8 protein-coding genes, 1 tRNA gene and 1 pseudogene are annotated in these 15,828 nt (G+C 55.2%); 5 read left to right on the forward strand and 5 right to left on the reverse strand.

The genetic code is table 11. The annotated features are described in order from the left end of the window. Window positions 1-188 precede the first annotated feature (188 nt). Window positions 189-1,361, forward strand: a complete 1,173-nt coding sequence (locus CE168_RS05280) for a substrate-binding domain-containing protein (protein WP_180753712.1) — start codon at window positions 189-191, stop codon at window positions 1,359-1,361. A 69-nt stretch (window positions 1,362-1,430) separates the two neighbouring features. After that, complete coding sequence (locus CE168_RS05285; protein WP_099571422.1) at window positions 1,431-2,327, forward strand: aldo/keto reductase; 897 nt, start codon at window positions 1,431-1,433, stop codon at window positions 2,325-2,327. 152 nt (window positions 2,328-2,479) lie between these two features. Here CE168_RS05285 and CE168_RS05290 read toward each other — a convergent pair whose 3' ends face one another. From CE168_RS05290 to nrdD, 4 genes and pseudogenes are all read right to left on the reverse strand, one after another. After that, entirely contained in the window at window positions 2,480-3,751 is a 1,272-nt protein-coding gene (locus CE168_RS05290) for a glutamate-cysteine ligase family protein (protein ID WP_099571423.1), read from the reverse strand. A 288-nt stretch (window positions 3,752-4,039) separates the two neighbouring features. Further along, window positions 4,040-8,798: pseudogene (locus CE168_RS05295) on the reverse strand (acyl-CoA dehydratase activase-related protein). A gap of 247 nt (window positions 8,799-9,045) precedes the next feature. Next, entirely contained in the window at window positions 9,046-9,759 is a 714-nt protein-coding gene (gene nrdG / locus CE168_RS05305; RefSeq protein WP_080788875.1) for an anaerobic ribonucleoside-triphosphate reductase activating protein, read from the reverse strand. Window positions 9,760-9,893: 134 nt separating this feature from the next. After that, window positions 9,894-12,293, reverse strand: a complete 2,400-nt coding sequence (nrdD, locus tag CE168_RS05310) for an anaerobic ribonucleoside-triphosphate reductase (RefSeq protein ID WP_099571425.1) — start codon at window positions 12,291-12,293, stop codon at window positions 9,894-9,896. Between the two features lie 324 nt (window positions 12,294-12,617). On the opposite strand from nrdD, the gene xseA reads away from it, so the two are divergent. The 3 genes from xseA to CE168_RS05325 all read left to right on the forward strand — a co-directional run bounded on the left by xseA (window position 12,618) and on the right by CE168_RS05325 (window position 14,410). Further along, window positions 12,618-13,898, forward strand: coding sequence for an exodeoxyribonuclease VII large subunit (xseA, locus tag CE168_RS05315; RefSeq protein ID WP_099571426.1), 1,281 nt, complete (start codon window positions 12,618-12,620; stop codon window positions 13,896-13,898). A 2-nt stretch (window positions 13,899-13,900) separates the two neighbouring features. Next, on the forward strand, window positions 13,901-14,185 hold the full coding sequence (locus CE168_RS05320) for an exodeoxyribonuclease VII small subunit (protein WP_003834114.1): 285 nt from the start codon (window positions 13,901-13,903) through the stop codon (window positions 14,183-14,185). Window positions 14,186-14,337: 152 nt separating this feature from the next. Beyond that, window positions 14,338-14,410: transfer RNA gene (locus CE168_RS05325), tRNA-Arg, on the forward strand. 48 nt (window positions 14,411-14,458) lie between these two features. Here the strand turns inward: CE168_RS05325 and CE168_RS05330 are convergent. Next, entirely contained in the window at window positions 14,459-15,556 is a 1,098-nt protein-coding gene (locus tag CE168_RS05330; protein ID WP_099571427.1) for an endonuclease/exonuclease/phosphatase family protein, read from the reverse strand. Window positions 15,557-15,828 lie beyond the last annotated feature (272 nt).

A 15,828-nucleotide genomic window follows, 5' to 3' on the forward strand; every position in this document is an offset into this window, starting at 1 on the left:
TTGCAATTCATTCGGTATTCGCTTCGTTGCGAACGAAGCTCAAATCGACATATCCATAATATCATATTTAATCAGTTTCAATCATGTTTGCTCACTGTTATTGCGCGCGGAATATGGAATATGTCTCTGATATGCGGATTTTTAGTCAACATCACACATTTTTGTACTATGCTCAGAATTGGTCAGACATGAAAAAATCATTATCAGATGAAAGACGAGCAGATATGGCAAAGAATGAGCACCAACGTTCCGCGCACCGGAACCTTCTTCCGGCTGAGAGGCAGAATGAGATACTCAATCTGCTCACCAATCACAATGTCGTGACCATTCCGGAACTCGCTCAAAAACTCGACACCTCGGATATCACCATACGCAGGGATCTGACCTCGCTATCCAAAGCGGGACTGCTGAAGCGAGTGCGGGGCGGAGCGATGTCGGTAAGCTCGACGACCGAGTCGAATGACCAACAATCCCTCCCTGCGGAAAGCGATTCCATTTCATCCCCGATTAGCTTGCCGGCCGACCAGCCCGCCATCGGAGTCATGCTTCCGGAACCAAGTTTTTTCTGGCCCAACGTCATCAACCATATGTATGAAGCCGCGGCACGCTATGGCATGCGACTCATAGTGAAGGAATCGGCATATGAAGAGGATGTCCACGAGGCGGATATCCTGCAAGGCTTCGCCGATGAACCGACGGTATGCGGAATCATCGCCGCGCCCAACGCGCATCCTGAAATCGGGAAACAAACCTGGGATTGGATAGAGCGATCATCCATTCCCGTAGTCGTAGTGGAACGAGACCAGCCGATTCTGGACACTTGCTATACCGATTCGGTCCGAACCAATCATCGTTACGGCGTGCGCAAAGCCGCAGTGCATTTTCTGCAGCACGGCCATTCGCGAATCGGCGCCGCCTTCAGCGAGACCCCCACTTCCCACACCATTCGCGACGGGTGGCAGGAGATCGTGGACGCCACCGACAAGATAGACTGCCCATTCGTCCTGACCGGTATGATGCCCTACGACATGCACGGCGTCAAAGAGATAGCCGATACTATCGTTTCCTCCGAAGTGACCGCGGTCCTCGTGCACTCCGACTACCTGGCCATCGCCATTTCACAGGCGCTCGAGCAACGCGGGAAACACGTGCCGGAGGACATTTCGATCATCTCCATTGACGGCTTCGCCACACCAAGCTCACGTCCTCTTACCGTATTACGCTCTTCTGCCGAGGATCTTGCCGAGGTATGCATCCGGACTTTGGTCAATCGTATTCAAAATCCAGACCAGCCTACGCAGCATGTCTTCGTCGATCCCATATTGGTGGATCGCGGTTCAGTGGTCGATTGCCGGGACTGACCGACATCCAACGTCATTACGAACCATTACTTTTGCCATTTAAGGTACGTTCCAAGCAAAGGAGTGATTATGGAACATACTGGAACCACTGCAATCCCTGATATCCCGAGCATTCCGCTCACCGATTCCGTTTCGATTCCGCAGGTCGGATTCGGAGTCTTCCAAATCTCCGCCTCGACCACGCAGCAGGCCGTTGAACAGGCGTTGGAGATCGGCTACCGTCATATTGACACAGCCGCCGCCTATTACAACGAACGCGGAGTCGGTGACGCGCTCAAGGCCACCGGCATGGCAGGCAAGGTGTTCGTCACGTCCAAGCTGCGCAACTGCGATCAAGGCTATGATGCGGCGCGCGTTGCCCTTGACACGACGCTGAATAATCTCGGGCTCGACCATCTCGACCTGTATCTCATTCACTGGCCGTTCCCCGCGGTCGACCAATACGTCGAAACCTGGAAGGCGCTGTTGGAGATCCAACAGGAAGGAACGATCCGGGCCGCCGGCGTTTCGAATTTCCTTCCCGAGCATCTGCAGCGGCTCGTCGACGAAACCGGCAAGACACCGGCCATCAACCAGCTGGAGGTACATCCGAGCTTCTCCCAGCCGGAAACGCTGAGGTTCTGCAAGGAACACGGCATCGTCGTAGAAGCCTATTCACCGCTCGGGCACGGTTCCGATATGAAGGCCGAACCGATTCAGCAGGCCGCCGAAGCGCATCACGTAGCTCCCGCGCAAGTCGTGTTGCGTTGGCACGTGCAATCCGGACGCGTTGTCATTCCAAAGTCCACGCACGCGGAGCGCATGCGGCAGAACCTGGATGTATTCGGTTTCGCACTCACCGACGAGGAGATGCAGTCCATCAGCGCACTGCACGATCCGGCGAATCGCGTGGGTGCCGATCCTGCCACATTCGTGCAGTCCCAGTCTTGGGCCAATCAGAAGTCACGCGGTAATATTCCCGACTGATCGGTCATCCATTGTGCGGATCGTATGACCGATTCGCGGTTCAAGATACCGTATATGCGAAGTGGTCGGCACCATTCCATATGGCGTCGACCACTTCGCATATATGGTGAACTTTCTTTCCGCAGCCCTACCGCGCTACCTGCAATCGGCGCTCATGCCTGGAACACGTCAGGGTGTTTCGGATCGCCAGGTTCGTCGGCAAGCACACCTTCGAGCCCTAAGAATTCCTGCCAGAATTCCAGCGAATTGCCGTACGGAGCTGCCTGATGGCCGCGCGCCTGCAGGTTCGCCTTCGCCTCGAACACATCCTCCTCGCGGATGCCATCGAAATACGATTCGAGACGCTCACGGTTCGTCGGATCATAGAACAGCGATCCGATGATTTCCGTCAGTCGTTCCGCACGCGCTACCGGCAGCGAATCCCAGTGACGGAATTCAATGAAGTTCTTCAGACGGACATCGTTGAAATGCGTGGAAATCACATGATTGATTTCGTATGCGTTGAGTTCTCGATCAGGATACACGTCGTTCGCGTTCTCATAGAATGCAGGATGATGCAGATCAGTTCCGGGAGTTTCCAACGCTTCCGGAGTGTGCGTCAGATCAGCGAACATCATCGGCGTACTCAACACATCGACCGCATAATCTTCCCAACCGAAGCGAGGATCAAACAATCCCGGAATAACGTTCGTGCGCTGCAAATCCAAATAATCCCACATGCGTTGGCGCAGCAGCGGATACGGATTCTCCTGCCCCTCGAAATACGGGGTGTTACGGAAGAACCATGCAAGAATCGGGCCGACCACCGTGCCCAAACGGAGTTTGGAAATCGCATCCCGTTCGGAAACATAGTCGATGCTGACCTGCGTCGAAGCGGAGCAACGCATCATGCACGGACCGAACTGGCCAACGCGCCCCAAATACGCGGTCATCGCCTTGTAACGGTCCTTCGGATTGACGGGAATGTCGGCATAGCCGGACTTCGGCTGATACCCGTAATTGACCAAGCGGAAGCCGAGATCGTCAAGCACAGGATCGACTTCGCGGCGGAACGCACCGTAAATCGTGCACAGATCTTCCGGCTTGTGCAGAATGCCCAGCGAGCATTCCAGCTGACCGCCCGGCTCAAGCGACACGGAAATACCTTCGCGGCCAATACCAACAAGCCTGCCGTTCTCCCAGTATTCCTTGCTTTCGTCGTAATACGGGCGAATGCGGTTCAGCAACGCCTCGATACCGTTCTCCTCGTAATAGTTCACGGCGGTATCATCGCTGTTATGCACCGGCAGATGCTCGATTTCCACACCGAAACCACCGGTTCCACGCTCTTGGCAGCCTGATTCGAAGAATTTGACCAGACTTTCCACATGCTTAGGATTCGGCTCGGTAAGCAGGTGCGCATAAGAAATTCGTGGCGTTGTCATGTTGGCAATCCTATCGAAACTCGTTGATGAGCACGGCGCGATTGCTATACGAAAAACTGATAGCCAACTCTTGCGTATATCGAATCGAGTACACATTTTCGGTTAAAACAGACATGCTCTGCAAAGTCGACCAATAATAATTAACAGCTATTAATAAGGTCAGAAGCAATTACCGTTATTTGAAGAATTGTTTGTATAAATCAAATAAAAATACCGACGCTGAAGATGTTGTCAACGTCGGTATTTTAGTCAATTCCAGTCAGTGCTTATTGATTTATCTGCCTATGATTAGGCGGCTTTTTCGCTTTGCGCCGTCTCACTCTGCTGCGCAGCCTTGTGGGCCTTCTTGGCGGCTGCGATCATCAGTTTGATGCGGTTGAGCTGGTTCGCTTCGGATGCGCCCGGATCGTAGTCGATGGACACGATGTTGGATTCCGGATGCAGGCGGCGAATCTTGCCGAACATGCCTCGGCCGGTCACGTGGTTCGGCAGGCAGGCGAACGGCTGCGCACAAATCACGTTCGGGCAGCCGGATTCGATGAGCTCAAGGATTTCCGCAGTTAGCAGCCAGCCTTCACCAGCCTGCACACCCACGGAAGTGACCTCGTCGGCCTTCTTCACGAGTTCCGGCATCGGCAGGTCCTGGGAGAACTTGCCGTGTGCCAAATCGATCGCCTTGCGTACAGGAGCGTTGTACAAGTCAAGCGCCTTGCGCATCAGCGCGTAGCCAAGCTTGTTGCCGCCCATGCCGAGGTAATGCTCGTTCCAGTCGGAAATATACGGGCGGGTGGTCATGAATTCCATGATGCCCGGCACCACAGCCTCGCAATTCTGCGATTCGATCACGTCGACCACATGGTTGTTGGCGTCCGGCTGGTACTTGACGAGAATCTCGCCCACCACGCCGACGCGCACCTTGCGCGGTTCGTCCTTCAACGGCAGTGAGTCGAACGATTTGACGATTTCTTTGACGAGCGTCGAATATGGCAGGTATCCCTTGCCAATGAACTTACTTGCCGTCTTCGAGCGACCGTGGTTCTCGAGCGTTTCACGCACGATGGTGTTCCATGTCTTATACAGCTGATTCGCACTGCCCGGCGTCACCTCGTACGGGCGCACGCGGTACAGGCATTTCATCAGCAGGTCGCCGATGATGAGCGCCTTGATGACGCGATGAAGCAATGCCGGCGTCGCTTTGAAGCCCGGATTGTCTTCAATGCCCTGCGTGGAAATGGCGATCACTGGAATTTGCGGATATCCGGCATCGATCAGCGCCTTGCGAATCAGACCGAAATAGTTTGTGGCTCGGCACATGCCGCCGGTCTGCGTGATGGCGAGCGCGGTGTGCTCCGGATCGTATTTGCCGTCCAAAATCGCGTCCACGAGCTGGCCGATAACCATGATGGCCGGGTAGCAGGCGTCGTTGTTGACGTATTTGAGGCCGGTTTCCACGTTTTCGCGGCTGGCGTGTTCGAGAATGTCGAACTTGTAGCCGCCGGAGCGGATCACGGATTCCACTAGGGAGAAGTGAATCGGGCTCATCTGCGGAGCCACGATGGTGTAGTCCTTCATGTCTTTGCCGAATGGCACGCGGTTGGCGTATTTCGACATGGTGGCGGAATTGTGTGCGGACTTCTTCGCTTCGCCGACGCCGTTTTCCGCGGCACGCTTGGATGCGGCTTTAACGGCTTCGGTGAGCTTCGGATTGGCTTTCATCACGGTGTCAAGCATGACTTGACGGCCCGGAGTCGGCGCTTCGGTTCCGGTTTTGCGGAATTCGCCCTGCTTGTTGGACACGCTGTCTTGCTTGTCGGGCATGGCTGTGCCAATTTCACGCTGTTTGTTGCGTTCACGCTCTTCGACGGCTGCCTTGAGTGAACGAAGGCGGATTTTCGCCGCGCCTAGGTTGGAGACTTCGTCGATTTTCAGCATGGTGTACACGTCGGCCTTGTCGGCGAGGATTTCGCCTACCTGGTCGGTGGTGATGGCGTCAAGACCGCAGCCGAAGGAGTTGAGTTGTACGAGTTCAAGCCCTGGGTAGGAGGCCACGAAGTTGGCTGCCGAGTATAGGCGTGCATGGTAGGCCCACTGGTTGGTGACGCGCAATGGCATTTTGGTGACCTTGCGGTCTTCCACATGGCGGAAGCCGTCTGCGTTCTTCTTACGTGGATCGTCTTCATCGGCGGCGAGGAATTCGCTCAGGTTGAGCTTCTCCCCCGGCTGCAGTTCGCAGATCGAATCTTCAGACAATACCACCATACCGAGCGAGCATATGGTTTCCGGAATGCCATGGTTTACTTCCGGATCGATATGGTACGGGCGGCCTGCGAGCACGATGCCTCGGCAGTCGTGTTCCTTCATGTAGGCGAGTGCCTTGAGGCCTTCCATTTGCACGTCGTGTTTGAAGACCTCGTTTTCGGCATATGCCGCTTTGACTGCGGTTTCGGCTTCTTCACGGGTCACGTTGGCCCAAGCGAATTCTTCGACGATACGGTCGACCATGAGTTCATGGTTGGCCATGTTGAAGTATGGGCGCATGTAGCGGATGCCTTCTGCGCGCAGTTCGGGCATGTTCGCGCCGATGACCACGGGATAGTTGGCCACCACCGGGCAGTTGTAGTGGTTGTCGGTGTTGGGTACCAGGTTCTCTTCGTAGCTGACGCACGGGTAGAAGATGTTTTTCACACCCTTGTTCAGCAGCCATTTGATGTGTCCGTGCACGAGTTTGGCCGGATAGCAAATGTTTTCGGATGCGATGGATTCAATGCCCGTTTCGAACAGTTCGTGCGAGCTTCGTCCGGAAATCATCACTTTGAAGCCGAGCGAGGTGAGCAGTGTGAACCAGAACGGATAGTTCTCGTACATGTTGAGTACGCGCGGAATGCCGATTTCACCGCGGGTTGCGTTTTTGTCGGTGAGTCTGCGGTAGGCGAAGCAACGCTTGTACTTGTAATCGTAGAGGTTCGGGCGATCGGAACGCTTCTTTTTCGCGTCTCCGCCTCGTTCGCAGCGGTTGCCGGTCACGTAACGGGATCCGTCTTGGAAGGTGGTGATGGTGAGCTTGCAGTGGTTTTGGCACAGCTTGCACACGTCTCGTTCGGAGGTCATCGACAGGTTGTCGAGTTCTTCGCCGCTCAAAATGTTCGATGCAGTATGACGTACGTCTGCGACCACCGCTTCTTTGGTGTCGGTGGTATCGACGTCTTCATCTTCCGCTTCGTCGGCATAGTGCATGCGTGCGGTCAGTGCGGCACCGTATGCGCCCATGAGTCCTGCGATGTTCGGTCGGGTCACTTCACGTTCTGTGAGCAGTTCGAATGCGCGAAGCACAGCGTCGTTGAGGAACGTGCCACCCTGCACTACCACGGTGTCGCCAAGTTCGCCGGAATCACGCAGTTTGATCACCTTGTAGAGGGCATTGCGCACCACGGAATAGCACAGGCCTGCGGCGATATCTTCGATGGAAGCGCCTTCCTTTTGCGCCTGCTTCACGGACGAGTTCATGAACACGGTGCACCGGGAGCCCAAATCGACCGGATGGGTGGAGTTAAGCGCCGCTTGGGTGAATTCCTGAATGGTCAGGCCCATGGAAATGGCGAACGTTTGCAGGAACGAACCGCAGCCGGACGAGCATGCTTCGTTCACTGCGATGGAGTCGATCACACCATCGTTGATGGCGAGATATTTCATGTCTTGGCCGCCGATATCGATGACGGCGGTGACTCCCGGGCTTACCATTTCGGCACCGCGATAGTGAGCCATGGTTTCCACTACACCTTCGTCAAGGTGCAGGCCGGTGGTGATGAGGCCTTCGCCGTAGCCGGTCGCACAGGATCGTGCGATCCATGCGCCTTCGGGTAGTTCGGCTTGGATTTTTTTAACGATCTGCACGGCTGCCGTCAACGGACTGCCTTCGTTGGTCGCATAAGAGGACCATACGATTTCTCGATCGTCGTTCACCAATGTCGCTTTGATGGTGGTGGAACCGGCGTCGATGCCCAGGAAGTGCGGTCCTTGGGCTCCTTCGAGCGTGCCTTGATGGATATGCTCGCGATGATGTCGTTCGTTGAATGCGGTGCGATCCGCTTCGGTAGCGAACAGCGGAGGCATGGTCGGAGTGTTGGACGGCAGATTTTCCAGTTCGTCCAGTCGCGCCAGCAGGTCGGCGCAGGTTCGTGCTTCGTAATGCTTAGTCAAGGTCGTCACCATCCTGATCGGCCTGCAATGCGGCACCGTATGCCACATACAGGTGAGCATCGGTCGGAACAATGAATTCGTCCACTTTGCCGTCGAGCGCCCGCTTGAACGCGGCTCGCAGCTCGGACATGAAGAACAACGGACCCCCCAAGAAGATCACGGTTCCATGAATCGGGCGTCCGGAGGCAAGGCCTGCAATGGTTTGCGTGGCCACTGCGGTGAAGATCGATGCGGCCAGATCCGGTTTGGCCGCGCCATCGTTGATAAGCGGCTGCAAATCGGTTTTGGCGAACACGCCGCAACGTGATGCGATCGGATACAGGGTTTCGTATTGCGCGGCCATTTCGTTCAGACCAGCGGCGTCGGTGTCGAGCAGTGTTGCCATCTGGTCGATGAATGCGCCGGTACCGCCTGCGCAGGAACCGTTCATGCGCTGTTCCGGAGTCGGCTTGAGATAGGTGATTTTTGCGTCTTCACCACCAAGCTCGATGATCACATCAGCCTGCGGATATTCCTTGTCAATGGCTTCGGTTTCGGCGATGACCTCCTGAACGAAGGGCACGTCGAGGCTGTCTGCAAGAGCAAGACCGCCTGAACCGGTAATGGCCAGACGAATCGGCTCGTCGCCTCGGCCAAGCTTTTCCAATTCTTTGTGGATGTCGGCCAGTAGTCCGGCCACGGTGGCGCGCACATTCGCGTGGTGACGCCGATAATCGGAGAACAGCGCGTCCGCGAGCGCGTCGGACTGATCGAGCACCACCGCCTTCACAGTAGTGGAACCGATATCAAGACCTACACGCAACGGCTTTGTGCCGTGCGTTTCGGTCACGGCTTCTGCTGCTTCAACCATGTATCAACCTCTATCGTTCTATCCGCCGGGCTGCATTCCATGGCAGGCATGGAAGCCCCTACCCCGGTTATCCAATCATGTAATCGTAGTCTGTGCCCACGCCTAAGCGCTTCGTGAGTGCTCGCAATCAGCATAAAAGGCACGAAACAGCGCATAAACTAGACAACCAATCCAGTAAATGTACCTAATTATGCATCCGGACACTCAACGAACGTCGAAATCGCAAAACCACCCAAACATTTCCATGTCAGGATGCGCCGCCTTCCCCAGCAGAACGGTCTTTGCCATATATTTCGGGAATGAATCGTGTTTGATCATGTAATTTCGGCCAAATCACCACTCGCCCGTTTTCCAGTGATTTCGGCACGTCGATGATGCGTTGGTTGCTGCTTCCGCGGAATTGCAGCAGGGAATCATGTAATTCTTTGATATAACGGCCGTCCACTAGAATGTCGATCAGTTCGAGCAACTCGCGCTTGTCGGGGCTTTCGCCTTCGCGCATGAGCTCTTCCCACGTGTAGCCGGTCCAGCACCAAATATCTTTGGTATTACCGAACCGTTCGCGGATTTTTCGCGCGAGAGGCAACAGCACACCCGTGTTGAGCAATGGTTCGCCTCCGAGGAAGGTGATGCCTTGCACATACGATTGGCTTAAGTCATCCATGATTTGCGCTTCGAGCTTGTCGTTGTATTCGTGGCCGGCTTGGAAATCCCAGATTGATGTGTTGTAGCATTCCTCGCAATGGAACGGGCAGCCCGACACGTACAGCGAGCATCGGATGCCTTCTCCGTCGGTCATGAGGAACCGTTTGTAGTCGGCAATCATATTGCGGCTCATGCGATTGGTCCATTGCCCTGCTTTGGGATTGTTGGAACGAGTTGTGGGGATGAAAGGCCCGCGATTGGTTTCGTCCGCCGCAAAGTCACGACGTTGAATTGCTGGATTCGCGCTGCTAATCATACGTTGTCCCTTCACGTTTTGCCGTTGCGTCGCGTTTTTGCGATTGCTGCTTGCCTCATGATTGTCACAGAATGAAAGAGGGTGGAAATCCACCCTCTTTCATATTTCGTTTATGTTTGCTGTTGATGCGGCCCTTACTTGGCTTCCTCGAACCATTCACGTTCGGAACCATCGCTCAAGGTGACATGACCGGTTTCGCCGCTCATATGCTTGACGCGGTGCGCGATCTCCTCGTGACGTCCGTGCACCATCGGGCGCTGCACCGGATTACCCAAGTAGCCGCAGGTGCGCTTGGTCACGTTGCAGTGGTCCGGATCGGAGTTGCCGCACTCCGGGCACTTGAAACCTTCCTCAGTAGGCTCGAAGTCGCCTTGGAACCCGCAATCGTAGCAGCGGTCGATCGGCGTGTTCGTGCCCAAGTAGCCGATGCCGATGTTGTAGGCGTAATCCCACACCGCTTCAAGTGCCTTGGGGTTGGACTGCAGGCACGGGAACTCGCAGTAGTTGATGAAGCCGCCGGACGCGTAGTACGGGAAGTCCTTCTCGTAGTTGAGCTTTTCCATTGGGGTTGGCTGCAGCCAGACCGGATAGTGGAAGGAGTTGGTATAGAAGTCGTGGTCGGTCACGCCTTCCACTTCGCCGAACTTCTCATGGTCCATACGGTTGAAGCGGTCGGTGAGGGATTCGGCCGGCGTGGAGTACACGGAATAGTGGTAGCCTTCCGCGTCGCTCCATTCCTTGCACAGCTCGTTCATGCGCTTGACGATGGACAGCGCGAATTCCTTGCCCTGCGGATCCCAGCCGTGATCACGCATCCAGTTCTTGCCGTAGAACACACTGGTCGCCTCATACAGGCCAATGTAGCCCAAGGAAACGGTGGCACGTTCGTTGCGGAACAGTTGGTCGACGCTGTCGTTGGCGCCGAGGCGACCGAAGGCTCCGAAACGGAACAGGGTCGGCGCATTGACCGGCGCGGCCTGCTTACAACGCATGATACGGAATTGCAATGCCTGATGAGCCACGGCCATACGCTCGTCGAAGATCTTCCAGAAGCGATCCTTGTCGCCGTGGGATTCCAGTGCGATACGCGGAACGTTTACGGTGACGACGCCAAGGTTCATGCGTCCGTCTTCCACGTCCTTGCCGGTCGCCGGATCAATCCAACCCTGCAAGAAGGAACGGCATCCCATCGGGGCTTTGAAGGAGCCGGTGATCTTCACGATGTTCTCGTAGAAGATCACGTCCGGATACATGCGCTTGGTGGCGCATTCGAGGGCGAGCTGCTTCAGATCGTAGTTCGGATCGCCCGGATCGGCGTTCACACCATGCTTGATGGTGAACACGAGCTTCGGGAAAATGGCGGTGTGGTGTTCGGAACCGAGGCCGCGGATACGGTTCAGGAAGATGGCACGCTGAATCTCGCGGGCGAACCAGTCGGTGCCCAAACCGAAGCCAACGGTCACGAACGGGGTCTGGCCGTTCGACACACGATTGGAGTTGATCTGGTATTCCATGGTCTGCATGGCGTCGTAGATGGCCTTGCGGGTCTGGATCTTCGCCCACACCTCGCGCAGCTGCTGCAAACGACTGGCATCCTTGTTAAACGGCTCGTCCATCGGCAGGGCCGGACGGTCCTTTTCGAAATGCAGACGCTTCGGTTCGACATCCTTGGCCAAGCGTACCTGGCGTTCGGCGATTTCAATCGGCAGGTCGTCAGGCATGATCTCATGGGCCTGCTCAAGGAATTTATCGTAATCTTTCCTGGCATATTCAACGAAGTGCTCATCGGCACGGTTGGCGGTCTGGCCACCATATTGGCTGGAAGCCACGTCCTTCATGATCTGGGTAATCTGCGTGGCAGCGATGGAAATGCTGTTCGGCGATCCCATCGGCGCGTTGCCGAGGGTGAAGCCGTTGGCGAGCATATCCCAATAGTTCGGCAGAGAGCAGTTGGATTGTGCGGTGAACGGCGAGTAGTCGGCGTCGTGGAAATGGATGTCACCCTTCATATGGGCGTTGGAAACCGCGTCCGGCAGCATGGAGAAGGCGGACGCCTTGGACACCGCACCCGCCAGCAGATCGCGCTGGGTGGAGTAGACGTTGGAATCCTTGTTGGCGTTCTCACGCACCAGAGCCTCGTCACGGTTCACCAGACGCTTGACGGCTTCGTTGATGTCGGTGGCCTTGGCACGTTCGATGTCTTTGTTCAGACGGTAGTTGGTGTACGTGCGCGCCACATCGTACAGGTGGTCTTCGATCAGGCCGTGTTCAACGAGATTCTGGATGTCTTCGATCTTGGCGGGACCGTTGTAACGATCCTTGATTTCAGCTTCGACCTGATTGGCGATATCACGGATCAGCTGTTCCTCCTGCGGCCCGATCTTCTTATCAAGGTCGGCGAAGGCTGACTTCACCGCGCTGATGATGTTGATCGGATCGAAGTCGACCACACGACCGTCGCGCTTCTCGACGAGCACCTTACCGGTTCCCGTTTTAACGGTTGCGGAGACGGCATTCAGAGCCTGCGTTTCCATTCATCATCCTTTCCGGGTCGAATCCCATCCGACCAGGTTTTCATGCTTTGTTTCGCATGCCATACGTTTTCTACGTCCATAGACTCTACGCCATAGCCAGCACTAAATGTAGTAGAGGCGCGCCGGCAGTAAAACTATATATTCCATTTTTGGCTTGATTCCGCCATTCCTTAACTTGTGTGACAAAGGTAACGATTTCACCTCGGAGTGTCGCCCGAGTGTCGATTTGACGCACCCGCCGAAGAGGGACTATACAAGGCGGGGTACCCTCACGCGATTCGAACATGTGTTTCATTTGTCCGCAAGATGATGGAATCTTGAACCATGACTTGGAACCAGGATTACACACCCCCGGCGGCGCAGCCGAACAGCAAACCGCTGCCGCGACTGGCCGGCGAAACCACTGCTGACAACCCCTGGCCGGTAAGTCTGCTCAGCGAGAAATTCCATATGGCCGTTGAACGGTGGCCATCGGTTTGGGTAGCCGGGCAGATCACACAGATCAACACCAGACGCCAAGGCAGCGCCTACATCACGTTGCGCGACGATTATCAAGACATTGCGTTGGAGGTCAACGGCTTCGGACAGTTCGCCGCAGCGGCCACGCCTTTTGCACAGGGTGATCGCGTCATCATCCATGGCAAACCGAATCTGTGGATGAAACGCACGTCACTGTCTTTACGTGGCGACGCCATTATCGCAGCCGGCGCGGGTGGCAGTCTGAAGGCCATGATCGACGAATTACGCAAGAAGCTTAAAGGCGAAGGATTGTTCGATGCCGACCGCAAGCAGCCTCTGCCGGAGTTTCCGCATTGCATCGGTCTGATTTGCGCTCCGCAGGCCCGCGCGGAAGGCGATGTCATCACCAACGTGAGATTGCGTTGGCCTGTCGTCGACTTCAAAGTAACGCATGTGCACGTGCAGGGTGAGCAGTGCCCTTCCGATGTGACCAAAGCGATCGCACAGATGGACGCCGATCCCGACGTCGATGTAATCATTGTGGCCCGTGGCGGCGGTGCTTTTGAGGATCTGATCGGATTTTCCGACGAAGACGTGGTACGTGCCGCGGCAGCCGCTCATACGCCTCTGATTTCCGCGATCGGCCATGAAGATGATTGGACATTGCTTGATTTGGTCGCCGACTTGCGAGCATCCACTCCAACGGATGCGGCAAAGAAAGTCGTGCCAGACGTTCGTGAGCAGATGCAACTCATCAATGTGAACATCGAGCGCATGCGCATGCGCATCGACGCCACCGTCAACAATGAAACAAGACTGATTGAAGGCTATGCGAACCGTCCAAGTCTCACACAGCCACTCACCATGCTGGAACCGCATCAGCGTCTTATCGACGATGCAAGGACCCGCATGAGAATCGGCTTGACACGCATTCTCGACGACGCAAGTCTCACCATCGAAAAAACGCACGCCTCACTGACCGCGCTCAGCCCGCAATCCACCCTCAACCGAGGCTATGCCGTGGTGCAGGGAGCGGACGGTCACGTAATCGACGATGCGAATGCCGTAAACACCGGCGATCAGCTCACCATGACATTGAAGCACGGCGTGATCGTGTCCGAAGTCACCACCGTAACGAAGGAGTAGCAATGACCAACGAAACCACCCCCGCATCCAGCCTGACCGACAAGGAACGCGAAGCCATCGCACAAATGCCTTATGAAGAGGCTCGAGATCAACTCATTCAGGCAGTGCAGGCGCTTGAAGCCGGCGGACTCAACCTTGACCAGTCCATGCGCCAGTGGGAGCTTGGAGAAGCCCTCGCCAAGCGCGCCCAAAGTTTGCTCGGTGAAGTGCGCGCCAAGCTTGACGCAGCACAGGCGGAACAAGCCACTGCGGCCAATACTGCTGGAACGCAAGACAATCTGGCCTGAGCATCTCAAAAATACCGCCAATATATCGTTTTCCATGACTGTGCGCCACACGTTTTACAAGGCATTATGTGGCGTACAGCCATGCGTAAATTTCGGATTTCTTCATTTCGGCACCACACTCGTCCGGAATGTGTGTAGAATGAAGATTCGTTGCCTCAGTAGCTCAGTGGATAGAGCACTTCTCTCCTAAAGAAGGTGTCGTAGGTTCGATTCCTATCTGGGGCACTTTGTTTTATGCAGATGCGCAGCCGATACATGGCAGTACCAGCACCTTCACACGTCGAATTGCACGGTTGCCAGCAACGCCTTGTGATCACTTCCATCGATTTTCAACGATTTGACCCGACCGGCCAACATGCCGGAATCCAATACGATATGGTCAATGCCCGCAAACGTCGGCACATAATCGATATTCGCAGGCCACGTGAACACCAATCCCCCGGCCGCTTGCTTGGCCGCATCCGTGAACCGTGTTCCCAAGAAATTACGGAACGGCGCATGATCGTTGGTCGCGTTGAAATCGCCCATGAACACGTACCTGCGAGACGTATCGTACCGGAGTCGACCAAGCTCATCCAATGAACGCTTCCACTGCTGCCAATATCCATCGGTCGGAGACGTGGTATGTACCGAAACGAAACGGATCTGCGTCCGACCATCATTGAATGCAACCGTGGCTCCTGGCATGAACGACGCGCTCGAATCAACATCATCATCAGCCGGATCAACAAGCGGACTCGCCGACCACAAACCATTGCCATACACGCCGTCTGAACTTGCCACCTGCGCATACGGCAACAAATCGCCAATACCAGCCTTGTTCAACTCGTCCACGAAAGCATCGGTCGTTTCTTGCAATGCCAGCACTTCCACACGCTCGCTACGCACCACATCGACAATTTCCTGCGCATCGGCACGACCCTTAAACACATTGCATGTCATCAAACGAGCATAATCATCCTGCGTATTGGCGGACGCTCCCGAAACCGCTGCAATCGCGGCACGCGGAAGCTTCGTCTCATTGTAGAAAAACGGATACTGCCACCATACTTGCAACGCGATCGCCGCAATCGCCAGCAATACCGACATTGTTCGCTTCGAAACAATGCCGCAAATCAGCGCAATCACCGCAAGAATCGCAAACCAAGGCACCAACGAAACGATAATGGGAACATACGGCCACGCCTGAATCTCAGCAGGCAGTATGTGCGAAACAGTGCCCAGCAAAGCTGCAAGCGACAGAATGCCAGCCAGAAAACCGCATATAAGATTGCGCGCACGATGCGACTTAGTTTTCTTCAACGCGCGAATAGGCTTAACAGCCTTCGCCTTCGCCGTACGCGGTTTCGTAGGCGTACCAGACCGTGCCATACATCCTCCAACATGAGCATTGCGTTCCATCAGTCAATACATCAATCATCAAATCAGCCATCAAAACCGAGTTCATGACGAACGCCATCGGCAATAGTGCGGCTTCATAGTACCCCAACTTCCACATTCGCTGGCAAATAGTCGCAATCGTCTCCATAAATTTAACGAAAAACAATCGAAACACAAAAATCACCATCTTGCCCCAACCATTAAATACTATTACGCTAGGCACATAAGAAATCGTAACTAATGGGGGTACGACGCCTTACGCA

Source organism: Bifidobacterium sp. N5G01, from assembly GCF_002742425.1.
GTDB classification, from domain to species: domain Bacteria; phylum Actinomycetota; class Actinomycetes; order Actinomycetales; family Bifidobacteriaceae; genus Bifidobacterium; species Bifidobacterium hominis.

Excerpts from the sequence above, each read along its gene's own strand:
- CE168_RS05285 (WP_099571422.1), top strand. The coding sequence starts at position 1,431 with ATGGAACATACTGGAACCACTGCAATCCCTGATATCCCGAGCATTCCG.
- nrdD (WP_099571425.1), bottom strand. The coding sequence starts at position 12,293 with ATGGAAACGCAGGCTCTGAATGCCGTCTCCGCAACCGTTAAAACGGGA.
- CE168_RS05290 (WP_099571423.1), bottom strand. The coding sequence starts at position 3,751 with ATGACAACGCCACGAATTTCTTATGCGCACCTGCTTACCGAGCCGAAT.
- CE168_RS05280 (WP_180753712.1), top strand. The coding sequence starts at position 189 with ATGAAAAAATCATTATCAGATGAAAGACGAGCAGATATGGCAAAGAAT.
- CE168_RS05320 (WP_003834114.1), top strand. The coding sequence starts at position 13,901 with ATGACCAACGAAACCACCCCCGCATCCAGCCTGACCGACAAGGAACGC.
- CE168_RS05330 (WP_099571427.1), bottom strand. The coding sequence starts at position 15,556 with ATGGCACGGTCTGGTACGCCTACGAAACCGCGTACGGCGAAGGCGAAG.
- nrdG (WP_080788875.1), bottom strand. The coding sequence starts at position 9,759 with ATGATTAGCAGCGCGAATCCAGCAATTCAACGTCGTGACTTTGCGGCG.
- xseA (WP_099571426.1), top strand. The coding sequence starts at position 12,618 with ATGACTTGGAACCAGGATTACACACCCCCGGCGGCGCAGCCGAACAGC.